The organism is Agrobacterium sp. GW821-FHT14E08 (genome assembly GCF_058803865.1).
This window is the reverse complement of sequence record NZ_JBXAPJ010000007.1, coordinates 79,155-97,255: the sequence shown is the minus strand read 5'-3', so window position 1 is coordinate 97,255 and position 18,101 is coordinate 79,155. Positions and strand designations below refer to the sequence as shown.

General features: G+C 59.2%; 20 protein-coding genes and 1 tRNA gene. 13 read left to right on the top strand and 8 right to left on the bottom strand.

The window, feature by feature from the left end:
- Positions 1–172: 172 nt before the first annotated feature.
- Positions 173–1,165: an inositol 2-dehydrogenase gene (gene iolG, locus AC1ROR_RS21670; protein WP_498590702.1), complete on the top strand. Its 993-nt coding sequence runs from the start codon at positions 173–175 to the stop codon at positions 1,163–1,165.
- 398 nt (positions 1,166–1,563) lie between these two features.
- The gene (locus AC1ROR_RS21665) at positions 1,564–2,448 is read left to right on the top strand and encodes a DMT family transporter (protein WP_498590701.1); all 885 of its coding nucleotides are present in this window, start codon (positions 1,564–1,566) and stop codon (positions 2,446–2,448) included.
- 25 nt (positions 2,449–2,473) lie between these two features.
- Here AC1ROR_RS21665 and ocd read toward each other — a convergent pair whose 3' ends face one another.
- Complete coding sequence (gene ocd, locus AC1ROR_RS21660) at positions 2,474–3,529, bottom strand: ornithine cyclodeaminase (RefSeq protein ID WP_498590700.1); 1,056 nt, start codon at positions 3,527–3,529, stop codon at positions 2,474–2,476.
- 11 nt (positions 3,530–3,540) lie between these two features.
- Positions 3,541–4,461, bottom strand: coding sequence for an arginase (gene rocF, locus AC1ROR_RS21655; protein ID WP_498590699.1), 921 nt, complete (start codon positions 4,459–4,461; stop codon positions 3,541–3,543).
- A gap of 128 nt (positions 4,462–4,589) precedes the next feature.
- Between rocF and AC1ROR_RS21650 the strand changes: the two genes are divergently transcribed.
- Positions 4,590–5,027 carry an Lrp/AsnC family transcriptional regulator gene (locus AC1ROR_RS21650; protein WP_035223808.1) on the top strand — a complete coding sequence of 146 codons (438 nt, stop codon included), beginning with the start codon at positions 4,590–4,592 and terminating at the stop codon, positions 5,025–5,027.
- A 123-nt stretch (positions 5,028–5,150) separates the two neighbouring features.
- A tRNA-Gln gene (locus AC1ROR_RS21645) sits at positions 5,151–5,224 on the top strand.
- A gap of 119 nt (positions 5,225–5,343) precedes the next feature.
- Here AC1ROR_RS21645 and AC1ROR_RS21640 read toward each other — a convergent pair.
- The 6 genes from AC1ROR_RS21640 to bioB form a co-directional block, all read right to left on the bottom strand.
- Entirely contained in the window at positions 5,344–5,538 is a 195-nt protein-coding gene (locus AC1ROR_RS21640) for a hypothetical protein (RefSeq protein WP_080838853.1), read from the bottom strand.
- A gap of 105 nt (positions 5,539–5,643) precedes the next feature.
- On the bottom strand, positions 5,644–6,630 hold the full coding sequence (bioZ, locus tag AC1ROR_RS21635) for a 3-oxopimeloyl-[acyl-carrier-protein] synthase BioZ (protein ID WP_498590698.1): 987 nt from the start codon (positions 6,628–6,630) through the stop codon (positions 5,644–5,646).
- A 42-nt stretch (positions 6,631–6,672) separates the two neighbouring features.
- Positions 6,673–7,968 carry an adenosylmethionine--8-amino-7-oxononanoate transaminase gene (locus AC1ROR_RS21630; protein ID WP_498590697.1) on the bottom strand — a complete coding sequence of 432 codons (1,296 nt, stop codon included), beginning with the start codon at positions 7,966–7,968 and terminating at the stop codon, positions 6,673–6,675.
- Complete coding sequence (bioD, locus tag AC1ROR_RS21625; RefSeq protein ID WP_498590696.1) at positions 7,965–8,603, bottom strand: dethiobiotin synthase; 639 nt, start codon at positions 8,601–8,603, stop codon at positions 7,965–7,967. Before bioD ends, AC1ROR_RS21630 begins: the two co-directional genes overlap by 4 nt.
- On the bottom strand, positions 8,600–9,742 hold the full coding sequence (locus tag AC1ROR_RS21620; protein ID WP_498590695.1) for an 8-amino-7-oxononanoate synthase: 1,143 nt from the start codon (positions 9,740–9,742) through the stop codon (positions 8,600–8,602). The genes bioD and AC1ROR_RS21620 overlap by 4 nt, the downstream gene beginning before the upstream one ends.
- Positions 9,739–10,758, bottom strand: coding sequence for a biotin synthase BioB (bioB, locus tag AC1ROR_RS21615; RefSeq protein ID WP_498590694.1), 1,020 nt, complete (start codon positions 10,756–10,758; stop codon positions 9,739–9,741). The genes AC1ROR_RS21620 and bioB overlap by 4 nt, the downstream gene beginning before the upstream one ends.
- Before the next feature lie 235 nt (positions 10,759–10,993).
- Here bioB and AC1ROR_RS21610 point away from each other — a divergent pair, with 235 nt between their 5' ends.
- From AC1ROR_RS21610 to AC1ROR_RS21570, 9 genes are all read left to right on the top strand, one after another.
- Positions 10,994–11,440, top strand: coding sequence for an acetyltransferase (locus AC1ROR_RS21610; RefSeq protein ID WP_498590693.1), 447 nt, complete (start codon positions 10,994–10,996; stop codon positions 11,438–11,440).
- A gap of 105 nt (positions 11,441–11,545) precedes the next feature.
- Positions 11,546–12,445, top strand: coding sequence for a helix-turn-helix transcriptional regulator (locus AC1ROR_RS21605; protein WP_498590692.1), 900 nt, complete (start codon positions 11,546–11,548; stop codon positions 12,443–12,445).
- A 96-nt stretch (positions 12,446–12,541) separates the two neighbouring features.
- Positions 12,542–13,471 carry a hypothetical protein gene (locus AC1ROR_RS21600; protein ID WP_498590691.1) on the top strand — a complete coding sequence of 310 codons (930 nt, stop codon included), beginning with the start codon at positions 12,542–12,544 and terminating at the stop codon, positions 13,469–13,471.
- 89 nt (positions 13,472–13,560) lie between these two features.
- A complete protein-coding gene (locus AC1ROR_RS21595; protein WP_498590690.1) occupies positions 13,561–13,971 on the top strand; it encodes a hypothetical protein in 411 nt (136 codons plus the stop codon).
- An 87-nt stretch (positions 13,972–14,058) separates the two neighbouring features.
- Positions 14,059–14,289, top strand: a complete 231-nt coding sequence (locus tag AC1ROR_RS21590; protein WP_035223825.1) for a hypothetical protein — start codon at positions 14,059–14,061, stop codon at positions 14,287–14,289.
- Positions 14,286–15,746: a TolC family protein gene (locus AC1ROR_RS21585; RefSeq protein ID WP_498590689.1), complete on the top strand. Its 1,461-nt coding sequence runs from the start codon at positions 14,286–14,288 to the stop codon at positions 15,744–15,746. Before AC1ROR_RS21590 ends, AC1ROR_RS21585 begins: the two co-directional genes overlap by 4 nt.
- 14 nt (positions 15,747–15,760) lie before the next feature.
- Positions 15,761–17,110 carry a multicopper oxidase family protein gene (locus tag AC1ROR_RS21580; RefSeq protein WP_498590688.1) on the top strand — a complete coding sequence of 450 codons (1,350 nt, stop codon included), beginning with the start codon at positions 15,761–15,763 and terminating at the stop codon, positions 17,108–17,110.
- A 40-nt stretch (positions 17,111–17,150) separates the two neighbouring features.
- Positions 17,151–17,627 carry a cupredoxin domain-containing protein gene (locus tag AC1ROR_RS21575; RefSeq protein ID WP_035223828.1) on the top strand — a complete coding sequence of 159 codons (477 nt, stop codon included), beginning with the start codon at positions 17,151–17,153 and terminating at the stop codon, positions 17,625–17,627.
- A 24-nt stretch (positions 17,628–17,651) separates the two neighbouring features.
- Complete coding sequence (locus AC1ROR_RS21570; RefSeq protein ID WP_498590687.1) at positions 17,652–17,936, top strand: copper-binding protein; 285 nt, start codon at positions 17,652–17,654, stop codon at positions 17,934–17,936.
- Positions 17,937–18,101: the final 165 nt, after the last annotated feature.

Genomic DNA, 18,101 nt, shown 5'->3' with positions numbered 1-18,101 from the left:
CATGCGCCTTGCGGGGGGAATAATTTCGGCTGTCTAACCATCGTCAAAACGCTTGACACGCCCCGGATGTCGCTCTAGCAAAATAGAACATATATTCCATATCGAAACATTGTTTGCGTTCATATTCTGTCTTTCCGGGAGTGAGGGTCAGATGTGAGGAACCGGAGGAAAGATGGTTACGAAATTGGCACTGCTGGGCGCTGGACGGATCGGCAAGGTCCATGCCAAGGCAATCACCACCGACAGCCGCGCGAAGCTGGTTGCCGTCGTGGATGCCATGGCCGGCGCTGCGGAAGCAATCGCCCACGAAGCGCAGTGTAAGGTGAGCACGATCGATGAGGTTCTGGCCGACAAGACGATCGACGCCGTCATCATCTGCACGCCGACCAACACCCATGCCGACCTGATCGAGCGTTTCGCCCGCGCCGGCAAGGCCATATTCTGCGAAAAGCCGGTTGATCTGGATGTGAGCCGGGCCGAGGCCTGCGCCAAGGTGGTTGAAGAGACCGGCGCAAAGGTGATGCTCGGCTTCAACCGCCGTTTCGATCCGCACTTTCAGGCCGTCCACAAGGCCATCGAAGATGGCCGCATCGGCAAGGTGGAAATGGTGACCATCACCAGCCGCGATCCCGGTCCGCCACCGGCGGAATATATCAAGGTTTCTGGCGGTATTTTCCGCGACATGACCATCCATGATTTCGACATGGCCCGTTTCCTGCTCGGCGAGGAAGTGGAAAGCGTGTTTGCGACAGGCTCCGTTCTGGTCAATCCGGAAATCGGCGCGCTTGGCGATTTCGACAGCGCCAGCATCATCCTGACGACCAAGAGCGGCAGGCAGGCGATCATCTCAAACTCCCGGCGCGCGACCTATGGTTACGACCAGCGTATCGAAGTGCATGGTTCGCTCGGTTCGGCAGCGGCCGAAAACCAGCGACCTGTCTCCATCGAAATAGCCAATGCTGAAGGCTATACCCGCCCGCCGCTGCATGATTTCTTCATGACGCGTTATACGGCAGCCTATGCGGCAGAAATTACCGCTTTCATCGATAGTATCGAAAACAATATCGCACCGACCCCTTCCATCAAGGACGGGCTGATCGCATTGAAACTGGCCGACGCCGCGCTCAAATCCGTGGCTTCGAAAGCGGTCGTGACGATCGGCTGATCGCTGCAGCAAAAACTGCAAACGTCATGGCGTATTGCTGAACCCTGTCCGCCGCACAATTGTTGACGGCGGACAGGGCCTTTTACCAAGTCGTCTTGGATGATAAGCGAAAACCGCTCGCGAAACTCTGCGTAACACCAAGGCTTGACCCGAAGGTCCATGATTTCAACCTGTGAATTCCCGGGTTGAGCCCGTGAATGACCGAAGAGAGGTTGCGGCGGTAACGCCCTTTAGCGCAGCCGGCAATCTGCCTATTGAAAGAGCAGTTTCCGGACTTGCATAGCAGCTATTCGGAAAATAAGGTTGTCTGACAAGGTAAGGCCGTCACATATGGCTGTTACCCACCTCATTCACGCCGAATCCTCTTTTGCCGGCAACAGCCGGACAGCGGTTTTTTTATGCCATCACACAAGACCGGTTATCTTTATGCGCTTGTCGCCTTCACGATCTTTGCGGCGCAGGATGGCATATCGAAACACCTGGGCACCTTCTATCCGCCGGTCTTCGTCGCAATGCTGCGATACTGGGCCTTCGCCGTTTTTGTTTTCCTGATGGCCGCTGCTTCACCCGGTGGCATCCGTGGTGCCGTCATGGCCAACCGTCCCTGGTTGCAGATTGGCCGCGGCGTCCTGCTTGCCGTGCAGATCGTTTTCTCCATCTTCTCCTTTGCAGTTGTCGGGCTGGCGCACAGCCATTCCATCCTCGCCTCCGCGCCGCTGATTGTTGCGGCTCTTTCCGTGCCATTGCTTGGAGAACATGTGGGCTGGCGGCGCTGGTGCGCCATTTTTGTCGGTTTCATCGGCGTTCTCGTCATCTTGAAACCCGATGGCGAAGGTTTCGATAACAGCCTGCTAATCACCTTTCTGGCCGTCTTCATGCTGGCGCTTTACAGCGTCCTGACCCGGCTCGGCAGTAAAAGCGATTCAGCAATGACCAGCTTCTTTTATACTGGCGTGGCCGGTGCGGTGGCGCTGACGCTGGTCGGTCCGTTCTATTGGGTAAGCATAGCACCGCAGGATTGGGGATGGATGCTGGCGCTGTGCATTACCGGCATGAGCGGCCATTATTGCCTGATCAAGGCATTCGAACTGGCAGATGCGGCCTCGGTACAGCCCTTTTCCTATTACCAGCTGGTGCTCGTCTCCATCATCGGCGTCACCGTCTATGGCGAAGTCGTCACGTCCAATATGGTTCTGGGCGCAGCAATCGTAATTGCCGCCGGTCTCTTCACCATCTGGCGCGAACATGTTGTCGGACGGAAAGAACGCCGGCAAGCGGACTAAAGCACTTGCCGAACGACCTTCCCTCTCAGAAGAGCGCTGCCTCGCAGCGCAACAGCATTCCGAACAGATCGCGCGGCTCATCCGGATCGGCCAGCAGATCCAGCTCGGTATAAAGCCCGGTCGCTGCCAGTTTCGACCGAACATAACGCAGCGCCGAAAAATCCTCGGTCGCGAAGCCGACGCTGTCAAACAGCGTGATCTGCCGGTCGCTTACCCGCCCCTGCTTTTCACCGGCAATGACCTGCCAAAGCTCGATGACGGGGTAGTCCGCCGGCAATTGCTGGATTTCGCCTTCGATGCGCGTCTGCGGCGGGTATTCGACGAAAATATCCGAGCGCAGCAGAATATCCCGGTGCAATTCCGTCTTGCCGGGACAATCGCCGCCGACGGCGTTGATGTGAATGCCGGGACCGACCATGTTGTCGGTCAGGATCGTCGCATATTGTTTGTCGGCAGTAACGGTGGTGATGATATCCGCGCCTTCGACCGCCTCCTGCGCACTATCGCAAATCTTGATCGCAAGGCCTTGGCCGGCAAGATTGCGGGCGCATTTTTCGCTGGCCGAACGATCTATATCGAAAAGCCGCAGCGTATCGATGCCGAGAATGGCCTTGAAGGCGCGCGCCTGAAACTCACTCTGCGCGCCATTGCCGATGATGGCCATCGAGCGGGCATTTTTACGGGCGAGATGTTTTGCAGCGACTGCCGAGGTGGCGGCGGTGCGCAGCGCCGTCAGGATCGTCATCTCGGTTAGAAGCAGCGGGTAGCCGTTGCCGACATCGGAAAGCACGCCAAATGCCGTGACGGTCTGGCGGCCCTCCCTCATGTTTTTCGGATGACCATTGACATATTTGAAGCCGTAAAGCGTTCCGTCGCTGGTGGGCATCAACTCGATGACACCCTCTTTGGAGTGCGACGCAATGCGCGGGGTCTTGTCGAAGCTTTCCCAACGGCGGAAATCCTCCTCCACTGCATCGGCAAGCTCACGCAGAAAGGTGTCGACCCCTACCCTGAGCACAAGTTTCATCATGTGATCGACGCTGACGAAAGGTACGATATTGAGGTTCGGTATTGCCGTCATAAGCCCCTCCCTCAGCCAGCCCGTGTCGGGCGATCCATGACCCGCTTGCCCAACAGGCTGGCGGCAAGATCGACCATCAGAGTCGCCGTTCTGCCCCGCTCATCAAGGAACGGGTTAAGCTCCACCAGATCGAGGCTGCAGACCAGCCCGCTATCATGCAGCATTTCCATCACCAGATGCGCCTCCCGGAACGTCGCCCCGCCCGGAACCGTGGTGCCGACCGCAGGCGCGATCGACGGTTCAAGGAAATCGACATCGAGACTGACATGCAGGAGGCCGTTTGACTCCTGAACCCGCGCCAGGAATGCGCGCAGCAGGACGGCGACGCCGTGTTCGTCTATCGAGCGCATGTCGTGAACGGTGATGCCGCTCTCTTCCAGGGCGGCCCTCTCGGCCGGATCAACGCTGCGAATACCGATCATGCCAATATTCTCTTCGGGAACCGCATGGGAAAGGGGCGGAAAATAGCCAGCGAACCCGTCACGCCCGCTGAAGTAGGCGACCGGTGTGCCATGCAGGTTACCGCTGCGCGTTGTCTCCAGCGTGTGATAGTCGGTATGGGCATCGAGCCAGAGCACGAAAAACGGGCGCCCGCTTTCCGCGACCCGGCGTGCCATGCCGGCAACGGTTCCAGCCGAAATCGCGTGGTCGCCGCCGAGAAAGATCGGCAATGCGCCATCGCTTTCGCGATAGGCCGCCTCCGTCAGCGCCTCCGTCCAGGCCACCGTCTCGGAGAGGTGATGCACCGCCGGATTGGGGTGGGAGAATTCCTTGAGGGGCGCCGGCGTCACATTGCCGGTATCGACCACCCGATGGCCCAGATCCTCAAGGGCGCGCGTAAGACCGGCAATGCGATAGGCGCTCGGCCCCATCTCACATCCCAATTGCCCGGCACCTATCTGCAACGGCGCACCAATCAGCCTGATATCCATTTGAACCCTCGCTTTTCAACAGAACCCTACTAGACCACAGAGACATGGCGGAATGAACATCAAATATTGGCAATATTATTGAAATAGGCTATCAGTTTGGTAAAATCTATTTATCAGAGTGACTATTAATGGATATCCTCGACGAACGGCTCGTAACCCTTTTGCGGCACAACGGCCGGCGCAGCATTTCCGATCTGGCCATCGAAACGGAAACCTCGCGCGCGACGGTGCGGTCACATATCGAAAAGATGGAAAATGACGGCACCATCATCGGCTACACCGTCATCCTGCGTGCCGATGCGGTGGAAGCCGCGATCCGCGGCATCATGATGATCGAAATTGAAGGCCATGTGACGGACCGCGTCATCCGCACGCTTGGCGGCTTCCCGGAAATATCCGAAATCCACACCACAAACGGGCGCTGGGACCTTATCCTGGAACTCAATGCCGCAACGCTCAGCGATTTCGACGCCGTGCTGCGCCGCATCCGTCTCGTACCCGGCATCACCGGCAGCGAGACAAGCATTCTGCTCTCCACCCCGCGCTCGACCCGCGCGCGGCTCTGACCAGCAGACGAAACGCAAAAGAACAGTGAAAACGCATTTTTCGATTTTTTCGACTTGCGCCCCTGAATAAATCATCTATATGACGACCCACCAAAGCGAACGCGCCGAAGCGCTTCAGGCTTTTGGGGAATAGTTCAATGGTAGAACAGCGGACTCTGACTCCGTCGATCTTGGTTCGAATCCAGGTTCCCCAGCCAACCATTTTATCATATAAAATCAAATGATTATGCGGAACGAAATGCCGACACGTCCGGCATTTCAGATTGCGCTGCATTGCTCCGTATTGTCAGCCGCCATACGGCGCTTCGGTCTCGCGTCAAGGCGACTGGTCCGGGACAATCCACCAGAATAGTTGCACGAGGTCGTTCCAGAGCCTGACGGTATCATCGATCATCGATGTCACTTCTGAATAGGCGTAAATGGCCAAAAGCGTCAGAACCGCCAGCAGCAGCCAAGGCCAGATCGAGCGTCTTGGCTGTGTTGCATCATGTTCTTTTTCATCGAGGTTCAATGGCAGCCTCCCGGTTTGCTTTGAGACTATGACGAAAAGCAGCGGGGCCGCAATGACATGCGCAGGCCCGTTCGCGCGATGAGGCCTGCCGTTTTGTGAGTTGGCTTAAACTCGATAAATCACTGCACCTCCGGTCAGGCCCGCCCCTGCCGCAGTCAATAACAGCGTCTCTCCCTCAACGAAGCGTCTTTCAGCATTGGCAACCGAAAGCGAAAGCGGAATGGTGGCGGCGGACGAATTACCGAAAGTCTCTACCGTGCGCACCGTCTTTTGCCGGTCAATGCCGAGATTGCCGCAGACGGCGTCGAACATACGGGCATTGGCCTGATGCGGAACAAAGCGGTCGATATTGGCGGTTTTTATGCCGGCCTGTTGCAACACCTGGTGTGAGGTCTGCGTCATCAACGCGACGGCGCGGGAAAAGACTTCGCGCCCATCCCGCATCGTCATCAGCGTCTCTTCAATCGGCATATCAAGGGAGAAAGGCTGGCTGCTGCCGCCGGCCCCTATCTGGATAAGGTCGTAGCCGCTGCCATCGGAAACGAGATCGGCGGAGAGGAGGCCACGCTCAGCGTCCCGGCACGGGGCAAGCACAACGGCCCCGGCGGCATCGGCGAACAGAACGGCACTCGCCCTTTCCGCCGGATTGATGCGACGGCTCAAAATATTGGCGGCGACGACGAGTACCGCACGGCCATGGGTGCGGACAAAACCATCCGCGAGGGTGAGCGCATAAAGAAAACCGGAACAGGCCCCGGCAAGATCGATAGCGCCGGAACGTTTCAGGCCGAGGCGATGGGCAAGCAGCGGTGCGGAAGGCGGGAGAAGATGGTCCGGTGTCGAGGTTGCCAGCAATGTCAGTGCAATATCGTCAGAGCCGATCTTGGCGTCTTCCAGCGCCAAACGGCCGGCTCTTTCCGCAAGCCCGCTTAACGTATCGCCCTCTCCGGCCCAATAACGCGTGCGGATACCCGTCCGACGCTCAATCCAGCCGGCGTCCAGCCCAAGACGCGCTTCTATTTCGGCATTGCCGACGCATCGCGCGGGGACGGCATGTCCGAAGCCGGCCATGCGGGAAGAACGTGTCTGCATTGTCAGGCCTTTCCGAACGCTTGGAAAATGCGGATGTCTGGTTCACGCGGTCCCAGTGGCGCGCGATTTGGCCGGAGCGGCGTCATTCACGATCGAGGCCACTTCATCGATGGCGTCAAAGGCGTAGGTCAGGTCGTCTGCCGTCGTGCAATAGGGCGGCATCAGATAAATGACGTTTCCGAGCGGGCGGATGATCAGCCCGCGCTCGCGGAAGAATTGCCGCATGCGAGGACCAGCCTCGGCGAGATAACCGCCGGCAGGCACGTCGAGGTCGAGAGCCGCTATGGTTCCCGCCTGGCGGATGTTCCCGAAACGCCCGTCCCCTTCAAATCGCCCGAGTTCAGCATGCAAGGCTTCCTGCAATTGCCCGATGCGCTGCGCCACCGGCTCATCGCGCCAGACCTGCAGATTGGCGACGGCAGCAGCACAGGCAATCGGATTGGCGGTATAGGAACTGGAATGGAAAAAGGTCTTGCGGCGGTCGGTTGAAAAATGCGCATCGAAGATGTCGCCGGTGCACAGCGTTGCCGCAAGCGGCAGAGAACCGCCCGTAAGCCCCTTGGAGGTGCACAGAATATCCGGCGAAATCCTGGCCTGCTCGCAGGCGAACATGCTTCCGGTTCGGCCCCAGCCCGTCATCACCTCATCAGCGATGAGCAGGCAGCCGTGGCGTTCAGCGATCTGTTTCAACCCGGCCAGAACATCCGCACCATAAATCTTCATGCCACCGGCACCGAGAACCAGCGGCTCGATCAACAGGGCGGCGATACGGCCCGAACGGCAGAAGCTCTCGAACATGTCGAGCGTCTCCTGCCCGCGCTCCGCTTCCGGAAAAGCAAGCCGGTCGACGCCGAAAAGCAGCGGTTCATAAGCGGCATTAAACACGCCGCGCTCGCCCGTCGACATGGTCCCAATCGTATCGCCGTGGTAGCCGTGCTCCATGACCACGATGCGGTCGCGCTTTTCACCGCGGTTATGAAAATAACCGAGCGCCATTTTCAGCGCGACTTCCACCGAGGTCGAGCCGCTATCGGAATAAAACACATGTTCCAACCCGGCGGGGGCAAGTTCGATCAGCCCTTTGGCCAGCGTTTCCGCCGGTTCGTGGGAAAATTCGGCGAAGATGATCTGGTCGAAGGCCTCGGTCGCCGCGCGAATGGCTGCCATGATCGCGGGGTGCCGGTGGCCGTGGGTGATGACCCACCAGGATGAAATGGCATCGAACAGCCGCTTGCCGTTCTCATCGACCAGATAGGCGCCCTCCGCCGAGACGATGCGTTTCATCGGCGGTTCCAGCCCATGCTGGGTAAAAGGGTGCCAGACAGGGGAACGGCTCATGCCGGCACCTCCAGAAAATCAGCGAGATCAAATTGTTGAGCGAATGTTTGGTGTAGCGTGTCCGCACTCATCGACGGCAGGTGAGGCAACCGGCCAAGCGAACGAACCCTGCCGATATCGGCGATGATGCGCTGATTTTCCCGGTTCTCGTCGCCGATGAACACAACGCCATGCACCGGAATTACCCTTTGCCGCAGCGCCTCAAGCGACAGCAGCGTATGGTTGATGGTGCCAAGTGACGTCCTGGTGCACAGGATCAGCGGAATTTGCCAGCGGGCGAAGATATCGGCAAATAATAATGTGTCGGTGAGCGGCACCAGCAGGCCGCCTGCCCCTTCGATCACCAGCGGTCCGTCCGTCTGCGGCGGAAACAGACGTTCGGGATCGATCGTCACATTTTCAAGGCGGGCCGAAAGATGCGGTGAGGCCGGCATTTTCAGACGATAGCTTTCCGGCAGGATGCGCGCGCGGGGCACGCCGCCCAGCCGTTCCACAACCTCACTGTCGGTTTCTTCCTCCAGCCCGGATTGCACGGGCTTCCAGTAATACGCTTGCAGGGCATGGGCCAGCGCTGCCGAAAAGACTGTCTTGCCGATACCCGTATCGGTGCCGGAAACGACGAAACGAGGGCTCATCGCTCCTCCTCCGTAATAGCGGCGAGCAGCCCGATCATGTCCGCGATCTGACTTTCATCCACATTGAGCGTGATCGATATGCGCAGGCGCGCCGTGCCTTCCGGTACAGTCGGCGGGCGGATCGCACGTACATCGAAACCGCCACTACGCAGACGCGCAGCGATCCTCAGCGCACGGGCATTGTCACCGATCAAGACAGGCAATATCTGCGAGCCGCTGGGTGCCATACCAAGTCGGGCGTGCAATTCTTCACCGGCGAAGTTTACCAATTCCTCCAGCCGTATCCGACGCCAGGTCTCGTCGGCAACGATATGCAAGGCCTCACGCACGGCTGCGGCCATCAGCGGGGACGGCGCTGTCGAATAGATGAAACCGCGGGCGCGATTGGTGAGGTAATCGGCAAGAACCGCAGGCAGGCTCAGAAGCGCGCCGGAAAGGCCAAGCGCCTTGCCGCAGGTATGCAGCGCCACGACATTGCCCCGGCCTTCCAGTTCGGCAGCAAAACCACGCCCGCCGGATCCGAAAATGCCGGTGGCATGCGCTTCATCAACGACGAGGAAGCCGCCGTGCCGCTCGGCAAGATCGGCAAGGGCCGCAACCGGCGCCCGGTCTCCATCCATGGAGTAGAGGCTTTCCACCGCGATCCATGGGCGGCCCCTGCCGCCCGCCTGCCGCCAGCGGTTTATTTCCCGCTCAAATGCCTCGACCTGATTATGCGGCACGGCGACAGCCTTCGCCTTGCCCGCCGCAATTCCATCATGCACGCTGGCATGGATCAGTTCATCGTGAAGCACGAGATCGTCCCGAAGCGGCAAGGCAGAGAAAAGCGCGACATTGGCGGCAAATCCGCTGCCGAAATAGATCGTTCTTTCGGAACCGAAGAACATCGCCGCCTCCGCTTCAAGCGCCTGATGTTCCGGGTGGTTGCCGCGCAGCAGCCGCGAGCCACCGGCACCAACAGGCACGCCTCTTTCGATGGCGGCGGCAATCGCCGCCTTCAGCCGGGGCGCATCGGCAAGCCCGAGATAATCGTTCGAGGTGAAGTCGACCCCCTCCTGAGGGGCGAGCGCGCGCAGCCGCGATTTGCGATGCAGGCCGGCAAGCTTCGCTTCATAAGGAGAGAGCGCCGAAACGGTCACCGGCACCCTCCCGCCTCCGCAGGCTGCAGCTCCATCGGCTTCAGACCCAGCCGCCGGAACAGCGCCGTATCGTGATCTTCGCCCGGATTATCCGCCGTCAGCAACGTCTCGCCGATGAAGATGGAATTCGCCCCGGCCAGAAAACAGAGCGCCTGCGTCTCATCGCTCATTTCCGTGCGCCCGGCGGAAAGCCGCACATGCGACGTTGGCATGAGGATGCGCGCAAGCGCAATGGTGCGGACAAAATCGATCGGATCGACCGGGTCAGCATTGGCGAGCTTCGAGCCGGGGATCGGGATCAGCATATTGATCGGCACGCTTTCCGGCGGAACCGGCAGATTGGCGAGCGTCACCAGCATCGAAATACGGTCATCGACCGTCTCCCCCATGCCGAGAATGCCGCCGGCGCAGACCTTTATGCCGGCATCGCGGACATTGGCGAGCGTTTCCAGCCGGTCCTCGAAAGTGCGGGTGGTGATGATCTGCGAATAGAACCGTTCCGATGTGTCGACGTTGTGATTGTAATAATCGAGCCCGGCATCGGCGAGCCGTTCGGATTGCTCCGGCGTCAGCATGCCGAGCGTCATGCAGGTTTCCATGCCAAGCGCCTTCACGCCTTCGACCATGGCCACGACCGCCTCCATGTCACGCTCCTTGGGGTTGCGCCATGCTGCGCCCATGCAATACCGCGTCGCGCCGCCTTCCTTCGCCTTGCGCGCCTCGGCCAGCACCCGTTCCACCTCCATCAGCTTGGAGGCCTTCAGTCCGGTCGGATTGCGGGCAGACTGGCTGCAATAGCTGCAATCCTCCGGGCAGCCGCCTGTCTTGATGGATAAAAGCCGGCTCATCTGGATGGCGTTGGCATCGAAATGTCGGCGATGCACCTGCTGCGCTTGGAAGAGGAGATCATTAAACGGTAAATTATAGATAATTTTAGCTTCTGCTAGCGACGAATCTGCTCCATTCATCGGAGGCGGCGCCGTGTTTGGCTCCATTTGCGTAACAATCTGATCCATTTGACGGCCCTCCGGGTAAAATAAATAGATAGAACTTCTTTTTATCTATTTTTTTTAACGCGGCTTTTGCAAGCGCTTTTTTCTGAAAAATCGTCGCCCGCAGGAATCGAGGGGACAGGCCCATCCAGATGTCCGGGCTTCTAAAGAACGACCGAAAAGATGAGAAAACACTTTTTAAGAAAGATCAGAATCGCCCCCATGGCGCAAAAAGCTGGCAATTGCTAAGGGTTAAGACATGATTACACTTCGCTCTTCCGACACTCGCGACACGGCCCGCATCCTTGAAATATGGAGCAAGGCCGTCGACGCCACTCATGACTTCCTTCTTCCGGCAGATCGCATCGCGATCGAAGAGGAGGTGACGGCTTTTCTGCCGCAGGTCCCCTTGACGCTCGCGGTCGATGCATCCGATCAGCCCCTTGGTTTCATGTTTCTGCATGAAGGCCATATGGAGGCGCTTTTCATCGATCCGGACCAGCATGGCAAAGGGATTGGAAGGGCGCTCGTACAGGCGGCGCTCGCCGCATCTCCGGCGCTGACTACCGATGTGAATGAGCAGAACGCACAGGCAATGGGCTTTTATCGTCGACTCGGTTTCGAGCCGACGGGACGTTCCGACCTCGATGGGCAGCAACGGCCCTATCCGCTCGTTCATCTTCAATTTCGCGCGGCGGAAAAATAAGCCGACGGGACAGGGATCTTCGGGGAGGAGCAAGTCACGAACACCATCATCCGTTTCGCAACCGATGATTTTCAGCCCGAGCACCGCTTCGACCAATGGCGCGAGGTGCGCGGCAAAAGCCTGTTCGGCGTGACGATCGAACTTGCTCCGGATCGTCGCCACACTTTCAGAGGGTCGTTTCAGGCGCACGCCATTGCCGGCGCCGTCGTAAGCGAGATGCGCGCCTCCTCCTACCGGGTCAACCGCACGGAAGCGGATATAGCCCGCATTGCTGGCAACAGCCTCTGCATCGGCCTGCAGGTGACCGGCTCGGGGCTGCTGCATACCGGCAGAGACCGTGTCCATGCCGTCAGCGGTGGCGATATCACCATCAACTACTCGGATTTACCCTATGACGCGTTACCGGGCGGCGAGGCGGCTTTTCACTACAGGATGCTCAAGATTCCCGTCGACTACGAGGTCATGCTTGGCCAGCCGGCCGATGACCTGTTTGCGACGCGTTATAGCGACAATACCGCCTTCTCCCGGCCCTTCCGAGCGCTTTTCAATGCACTGAACGCCGACAACGGCAGGCTCATAGACCCCGCACGCGATGTGGCGCATGTCGCCCGGCTTGCCATGACGGTGCGCGGGCGGCTTTCACCCTCCATGCCGGAAGTGCGCGCCGCGCTGAGGACCGGGCTTTGTTATGCCGCCCAGGACATCATGATGCACAAAAAATCCCGGCAAAACCTGACACCTGCCGCAGTGGCGAAGGAACTGGGCATTTCGCTGCGGCAATTGCATGTCGTTTTCGAGGGCGCGGAACTGTCGTTTTCCCGGACGCTGTCCTCCATGCGTATCGAGGAAGCGCGACGCCTGCTGCTGGAGTTTCCCGCTTTGCCAATAACGCAGGTCGCCTATGGTTGCGGCTTTGACAGCCTGGCCACCTTCTACCGGGTGTTCAGCAGCACCTTTGGCATGACACCTGGCGACGCACGCGCGATGAGCCTGCCGACCGCTTAAATTTCACCTCTGCGCGCAATGAGAAGACGCCTCATCTCCACCTCTGTAAAGCCGATGGATCGTGCAGTCCCGTCCGGTAATCTGAGGAGCGCTCCCATGACCAATTTTTTCGATTTCGCGATTTCCGGGCTGCCCGACGCCACCGCATTTCGCCGCAGCCCACCGCCCTGTGAAATCGACCGGCTGCTCCAGACGAGTTCCTTCACGGCAGCACTGCGTCTGCTTTCCAGAAGTTTCATCGCCCTTTATGAAGGTTCGCCCGTCATGACCGCGCTTTTCGCGACGCGCCAGAGCCGGCTCCTTTGCCATGCGCTGCTGGCGCTGTATTTTCAAAAATGTGACATCTGCGAGACCGGAGCGGGCAAGCCCGCCCTGACGCGGGAAGATTTCGGCCGTCTCGCGCTCCGCCATGGCCTCGCAAGCCACGATGTCGCTTATGCCTTTTTCGAAGAGGCGCTGAAACGCGGGCTGACGAGAGAGGTGAAATCCGACGGAGAAAAGAGCAACGGGGTGGCGCCTTCGCAGCTGACCCTGGCGATGCTTGCCCATTGGTACGATGTGCATTTTCAGGCACTCGACCTGATCGATGAAGGTTTCAGGGCCTCCAGATTCATCAAACAGTCCAAAACCATGCTCGCACACATCCATCCCCGCGTGACGGAAGCGCTGCTTTCCAATCCCGAGGTTCGCTGCCCCGGGCCACTTTCCATCATCTTCAACTGGTTCGACGCCGGCGGGCTTTTGATGGACCGCCTGATCGCCGGGATAGACTGGGAAAAGCCGACGGAACAGGGCAGGCATCTGACGGATGTGAAGACGGTGTCGGAATTGGCAAAATCGCTCTCCCTTACCCGCCCCCATGTTGCCCGCAAGCTTGCGGCGGCCGAACTGATCGGCGGCATCGGCTGGAGCGGAAGGCGGGGTCGCTCGGCGCTCTGGATATCGCAGGGCTTTTACGAGGAATATGCCCGCATGCAGGCGCGCAAGCTCCTCATCCTCGATGATACCTTCATTGAGACGACATGAGGTTGCGGAACCGGAGGGCACGGCATTTGTCGATGGTTATGAGTGATACCCATTGACAAAATTCGAGAACTACGGCTCTTCTACTGTCCATGCGTAAGATGTTGCAAACATCGAAATTGACGGCACTGCTGTTTAGACTGGTGATGATACTGTCACTGGCGGGTTACAGCGTTTCCACCGTCAATGCCGCAATGCATGGTCCAGACGCTGCGGGAATGCCGCACGACCAATCGGTCACTATGGATCATGGCGCGATGAAGAGCCACGGCGGTTCAGCCATGGCGTCCGACGATCATCACAAGATGGATGCGGCAGAGCATGACAGCGGCGTTAAAAAGCCGGTCAAGCCGGAATGCTGCGGCGATTTCTGTCTCGGCATGGCCGTGTTGATCGCTCATGACGCGCTGGGCAAACCCGTCGACAATTCCATTCGTTCCTTCCTCGACGATAGCAAGGCCGTGGGCGAGACCCCGCTCCTTCACCGTCCACCGAATATCTGAACAGGCAAAGCCCGCCTGCTGGGCAATGACCGTGCGTGAGCGGCTTTAGCGCCGTCGCGCCGTTACATCTCCTGTTCGGACATTACCATGAATCCTATTTACATCGTGGTGGCAGCGCCCCTGCTTCTGGGCGGCTGCACGGCCACATCCTTGATGAACGAGGCTACCTCGTTTGAAGACGCGGCGAACCCGTCGCTCGGCGTCGCACCCATCCGCTATCAAACGCCGGTTACGGGTTATACGCACCGCGCCCCGGCTGACCCGAAGCCCTGGCGTAACCAGAACGATGCGCAGGCTCCGAAAGGAGACGCATCATGACGATACGTATATTCAAACTCGCGGCCGCCCTCTCCTTCCCCGTCATTCTCGGCGGCTGTGTCACGGCCGCCGACTACACCTCGAAAAATGCGGGCTTCACCACCGTATCGGCCAAAACATCCGAAGCGACCGGAAAGCAGACGGTCTGGATACAGAACAGGGCAGAGGCGCAGGCGACTTCGGCCCGCGTCAAGTCGCTGATGGCCATCAAAACCATCGATGTCGAAACGGCGGTTCAGGTCGCGCTGCTCAACAACAAGGGCCTTCAGGCTGCTTATACGGATCTTGGCGAGTCTGCCGCAACCGCCTGGCAATCGACCATGCTGGTCAATCCGAGGGTCGGCATCGGGCTGACGGGCATCGGCACTCCTGGGCTCAGGGCCTACAAGGCGATCGAGGGTGTGATCGTCACCAATATTCTGGCGCTGGCCACTCTTAAACAGAATGTCGAGATCGCCGATACCGGCTTCCGCAAGGCGCAGCTCTCAGCCGCGCTGAAGACGTTGCAACTGGCCGCGGATACCCGCCGGGCGTGGATCACGGCTGTCGCGGCCTGGGAAAATGTCGGCCAGCTCGCTCAGGCGCAGACGGCGGCGGATGCAGCCTCGGAACTTGCCAAAAAGCTCGGGGAAGCGGGCTCCCTGAACAAGGAGGGCCAGGCCCGCGAACAGGTCTTCTATGCCGAGCTGACAGGCCAGATCGCCAAGGCGAGGCTTGAGGCACGTCTTGCGAAGGAAGAGCTGACAAGGCTGATGGGACTATGGGGAGGAGACATCGAATACAGCATCCCCAATCGCCTGCCGCAGCTTCCCAAGGATATTGCCAAACGCGACATGATCGAGGCCGAGGCGCTGCAGCGCCGCGTGGATTTGCAGATCGCCAAACTCGATCTGGAATCGACCGCCCGGTCGTTCAAGCTCACCGAGGCCACCCGATACGTCACCGATCTCGAACTTCGTTCCGGTTTCGAGACCGAACGCGAGCGTGATGAGGACGCCATAAACAAACAGACGACGGGCAATGCGGAGCTGGAATTCGTCATTCCGATCTTCGATTCCGGCCGGGCGAGAATGCGGGAATCCGAACTTGCCTATATGCGGGCGGCAAACCTGCTGGCGGAAAAGGCGGTCAATGTCCGCTCCGAAGCCCGCTCGGCCTATCAGGCCTATCGCTCGAACTACGATATCGCCCGGCACTATCGCAACAGCGTTGTACCGCTGCGAACGAAGATCGAGGAAGAGTCGCTGCTCACCTATAACGGCATGCTCACCAATACCTTCGAATTGCTCGCCGACAGCCGCGAAAAGGTCAATTCGAACCTGCTCGCCATCAATGCCAAACGCGACTTCTGGCTCGCGGAAGCCGGCCTCGCTCCCGCCATCTATGGCGGTGGCGCGGCTACGGCAGGGGCAGAAACAGAAGTTGCCACCGCTGGTGGCGGCGGTGGCGGACATTGAGAAAGGAAACGGCCATGTTCAATAGAAGAAACTTTCTGGGTGTCGGCGCCGCGATGGTCTCCACGGCGGCCTGGGCAAAGACATCGAATAGCAGCCTGCCGGAAGCGGCCGTGATGGAAACGGCGGCAACCCAGGCGCCGGTCAAGCCCACCACCGGTCCCGATTACAATCCGGTCGTCACCCTGAACGGCTGGACCCTGCCATTCCGGATGAACAATGGCGTCAAGGAATTCCACCTTGTCGCCGAGCCGGTGGAGCGCGAGATGGCGGAGGGCATGACCGCCCGCCTCTGGGGCTATAACGGCCAGTCGCCCGGCCCGACCATCGAGGCCGTCGAAGGCGACCGGGTGCGTATTTTCGTCACCAACAAGCTGCCGGAACATACGACCATCCACTGGCACGGCATGATCCTGCCGTCGGGCATGGACGGCGTCGGCGGCCTGTCACAGCCGCATATCCCCGTCGGCAAGACCTTCGTTTACGAGTTCGATCTCGTGAAATCGGGTACCTTCATGTACCACCCGCATTCGGACGAAATGGTCCAGATGGCGATGGGCATGATGGGCTTCTTCGTGATCCATCCGAAGGATCCGGCATTCATGCCTGTTGATCGCGACTTCGTCTTCCTGATCAACGCCTTCGATATCAACCCCGGCTCCTACGTGCCGAAAATCATGACGATGACGGATTTCAATCTGTGGTCATGGAACAGCCGGGTGTTTCCGGGCATCGATCCGCTGGTGGTTTCCAAGGATGACCGGGTGCGCGTGCGCGTCGGCAACCTGACCATGACAAACCATCCGATCCACATGCATGGCTACGATTTCGAGGTGACCTGTACGGATGGCGGCTGGGTGCGGCCCGAGGCTCGGTGGCCCGAAGTCAGCATCGACATCCCTGTCGGTGCGATGCGAGCTTACGAATTCGACGCCAAATATGTCGGCGACTGGGCGATCCATTGCCACAAGTCGCACCATACGATGAACGCGATGGGGCATGATGTCCCGACCTTCATCGGCGTCGACAAAAAGACCGTCACCGAAAAAATCCGCAAGGTCCGGCCGGAATATATGCCGATGGGCACCGCCGGCATGGCCGATATGGGCGCCATGGAAATGGAAATCCCTGAGAACACCGTTCCCATGATGACCGGCTGGGGTCCGCACGGCCCGATCGAGATGGGCGGCATGTTCTCCGTGGTGAAGGTCCGCGAAGGCATCTCCGCCGGCGATTACTCAGATCCCGGCTGGTACGAAAACCCGCCCGGAACCCAGGCCTGGGAATGGACCGGCGACGTGCCGGCGACCGAAAAGACCAATTATCCCAAAACACAGATCACGCCGAAACCCATGAAACACGGCTGATCGTGCAGACCACAATCCCCACAGAACCAAGGAACATGCAATGACCAGACTGAAACTTGCACTGCTTCTCACCGCTCTTGCCACACCCGCCTTCGCCTCGGGCACCCACGGCGGCGGCCATGATGCGATGGCGATCGGCGAACCCGGCGACAAATCCAAGGTAACCCAGACCATCCAGGTGACGATGAAGGAGACACCGGATGGCAAGATGCTGTTCACCCCCGCCAAGTTCGAATTCAAGAAGGGCAAGACCGTGCGTTTTGCCGTGAAGAATGTCGGCGAGCTGGACCACGAATTCATCCTCGACGAGCAGAAGGCCAATCTTGAGCACAAGGCCGCCATGGAGAAGGCCCCGGAGATGGAACATGACAATCCCAATGCGATCAGCCTTGCGCCGGGCGAAAGCGGCGAAATCATCTGGAAATTCACCAATGACGGGATGTTCGAATTCGCCTGCCTGAAACCCGGTCATTATGAGGCCGGTATGCGCGGCGATCTCAAAGTCTCGGCAAAGTAACCCATTCACCAAAGGAACCTGACCATGAAGACAATCATTAAAATCTCCGTTGCAGCAGCGCTCCTGCTTACCGCTCCCTTCGGCGCATTCGCACAGGAATTCACCAAGGGCACGGTGAAGAAGGTCGATGCCACGGCCAAGAAAGTCACCATCATCCATGAGGAACTGAAGAACCTCGACATGCCTGCCATGACGATGGTGTTCCGCGTCAAGGACGACGCCCTGCTCGCCAAGCTGAAGGAAGGCGCGAACATCGAATTCGTCGCCGAGCGCGCAGACGGCAAGCTGGTCGTCGCCCAGGTGAAATAAGGCCCCCAAAGCCTGCACACGCCTGTGACGGACCGAAATCCGGCACCGGGACGGGCGTGTGCGCCATGTCAAATATCCGCGCCGAAGCATAGCCTTCGAGTCGCCGGCACCCATGCTCGAAACAGGCCGATTTGCGGCGGGGGGTGCCGCCTTGCCTGACGGTCG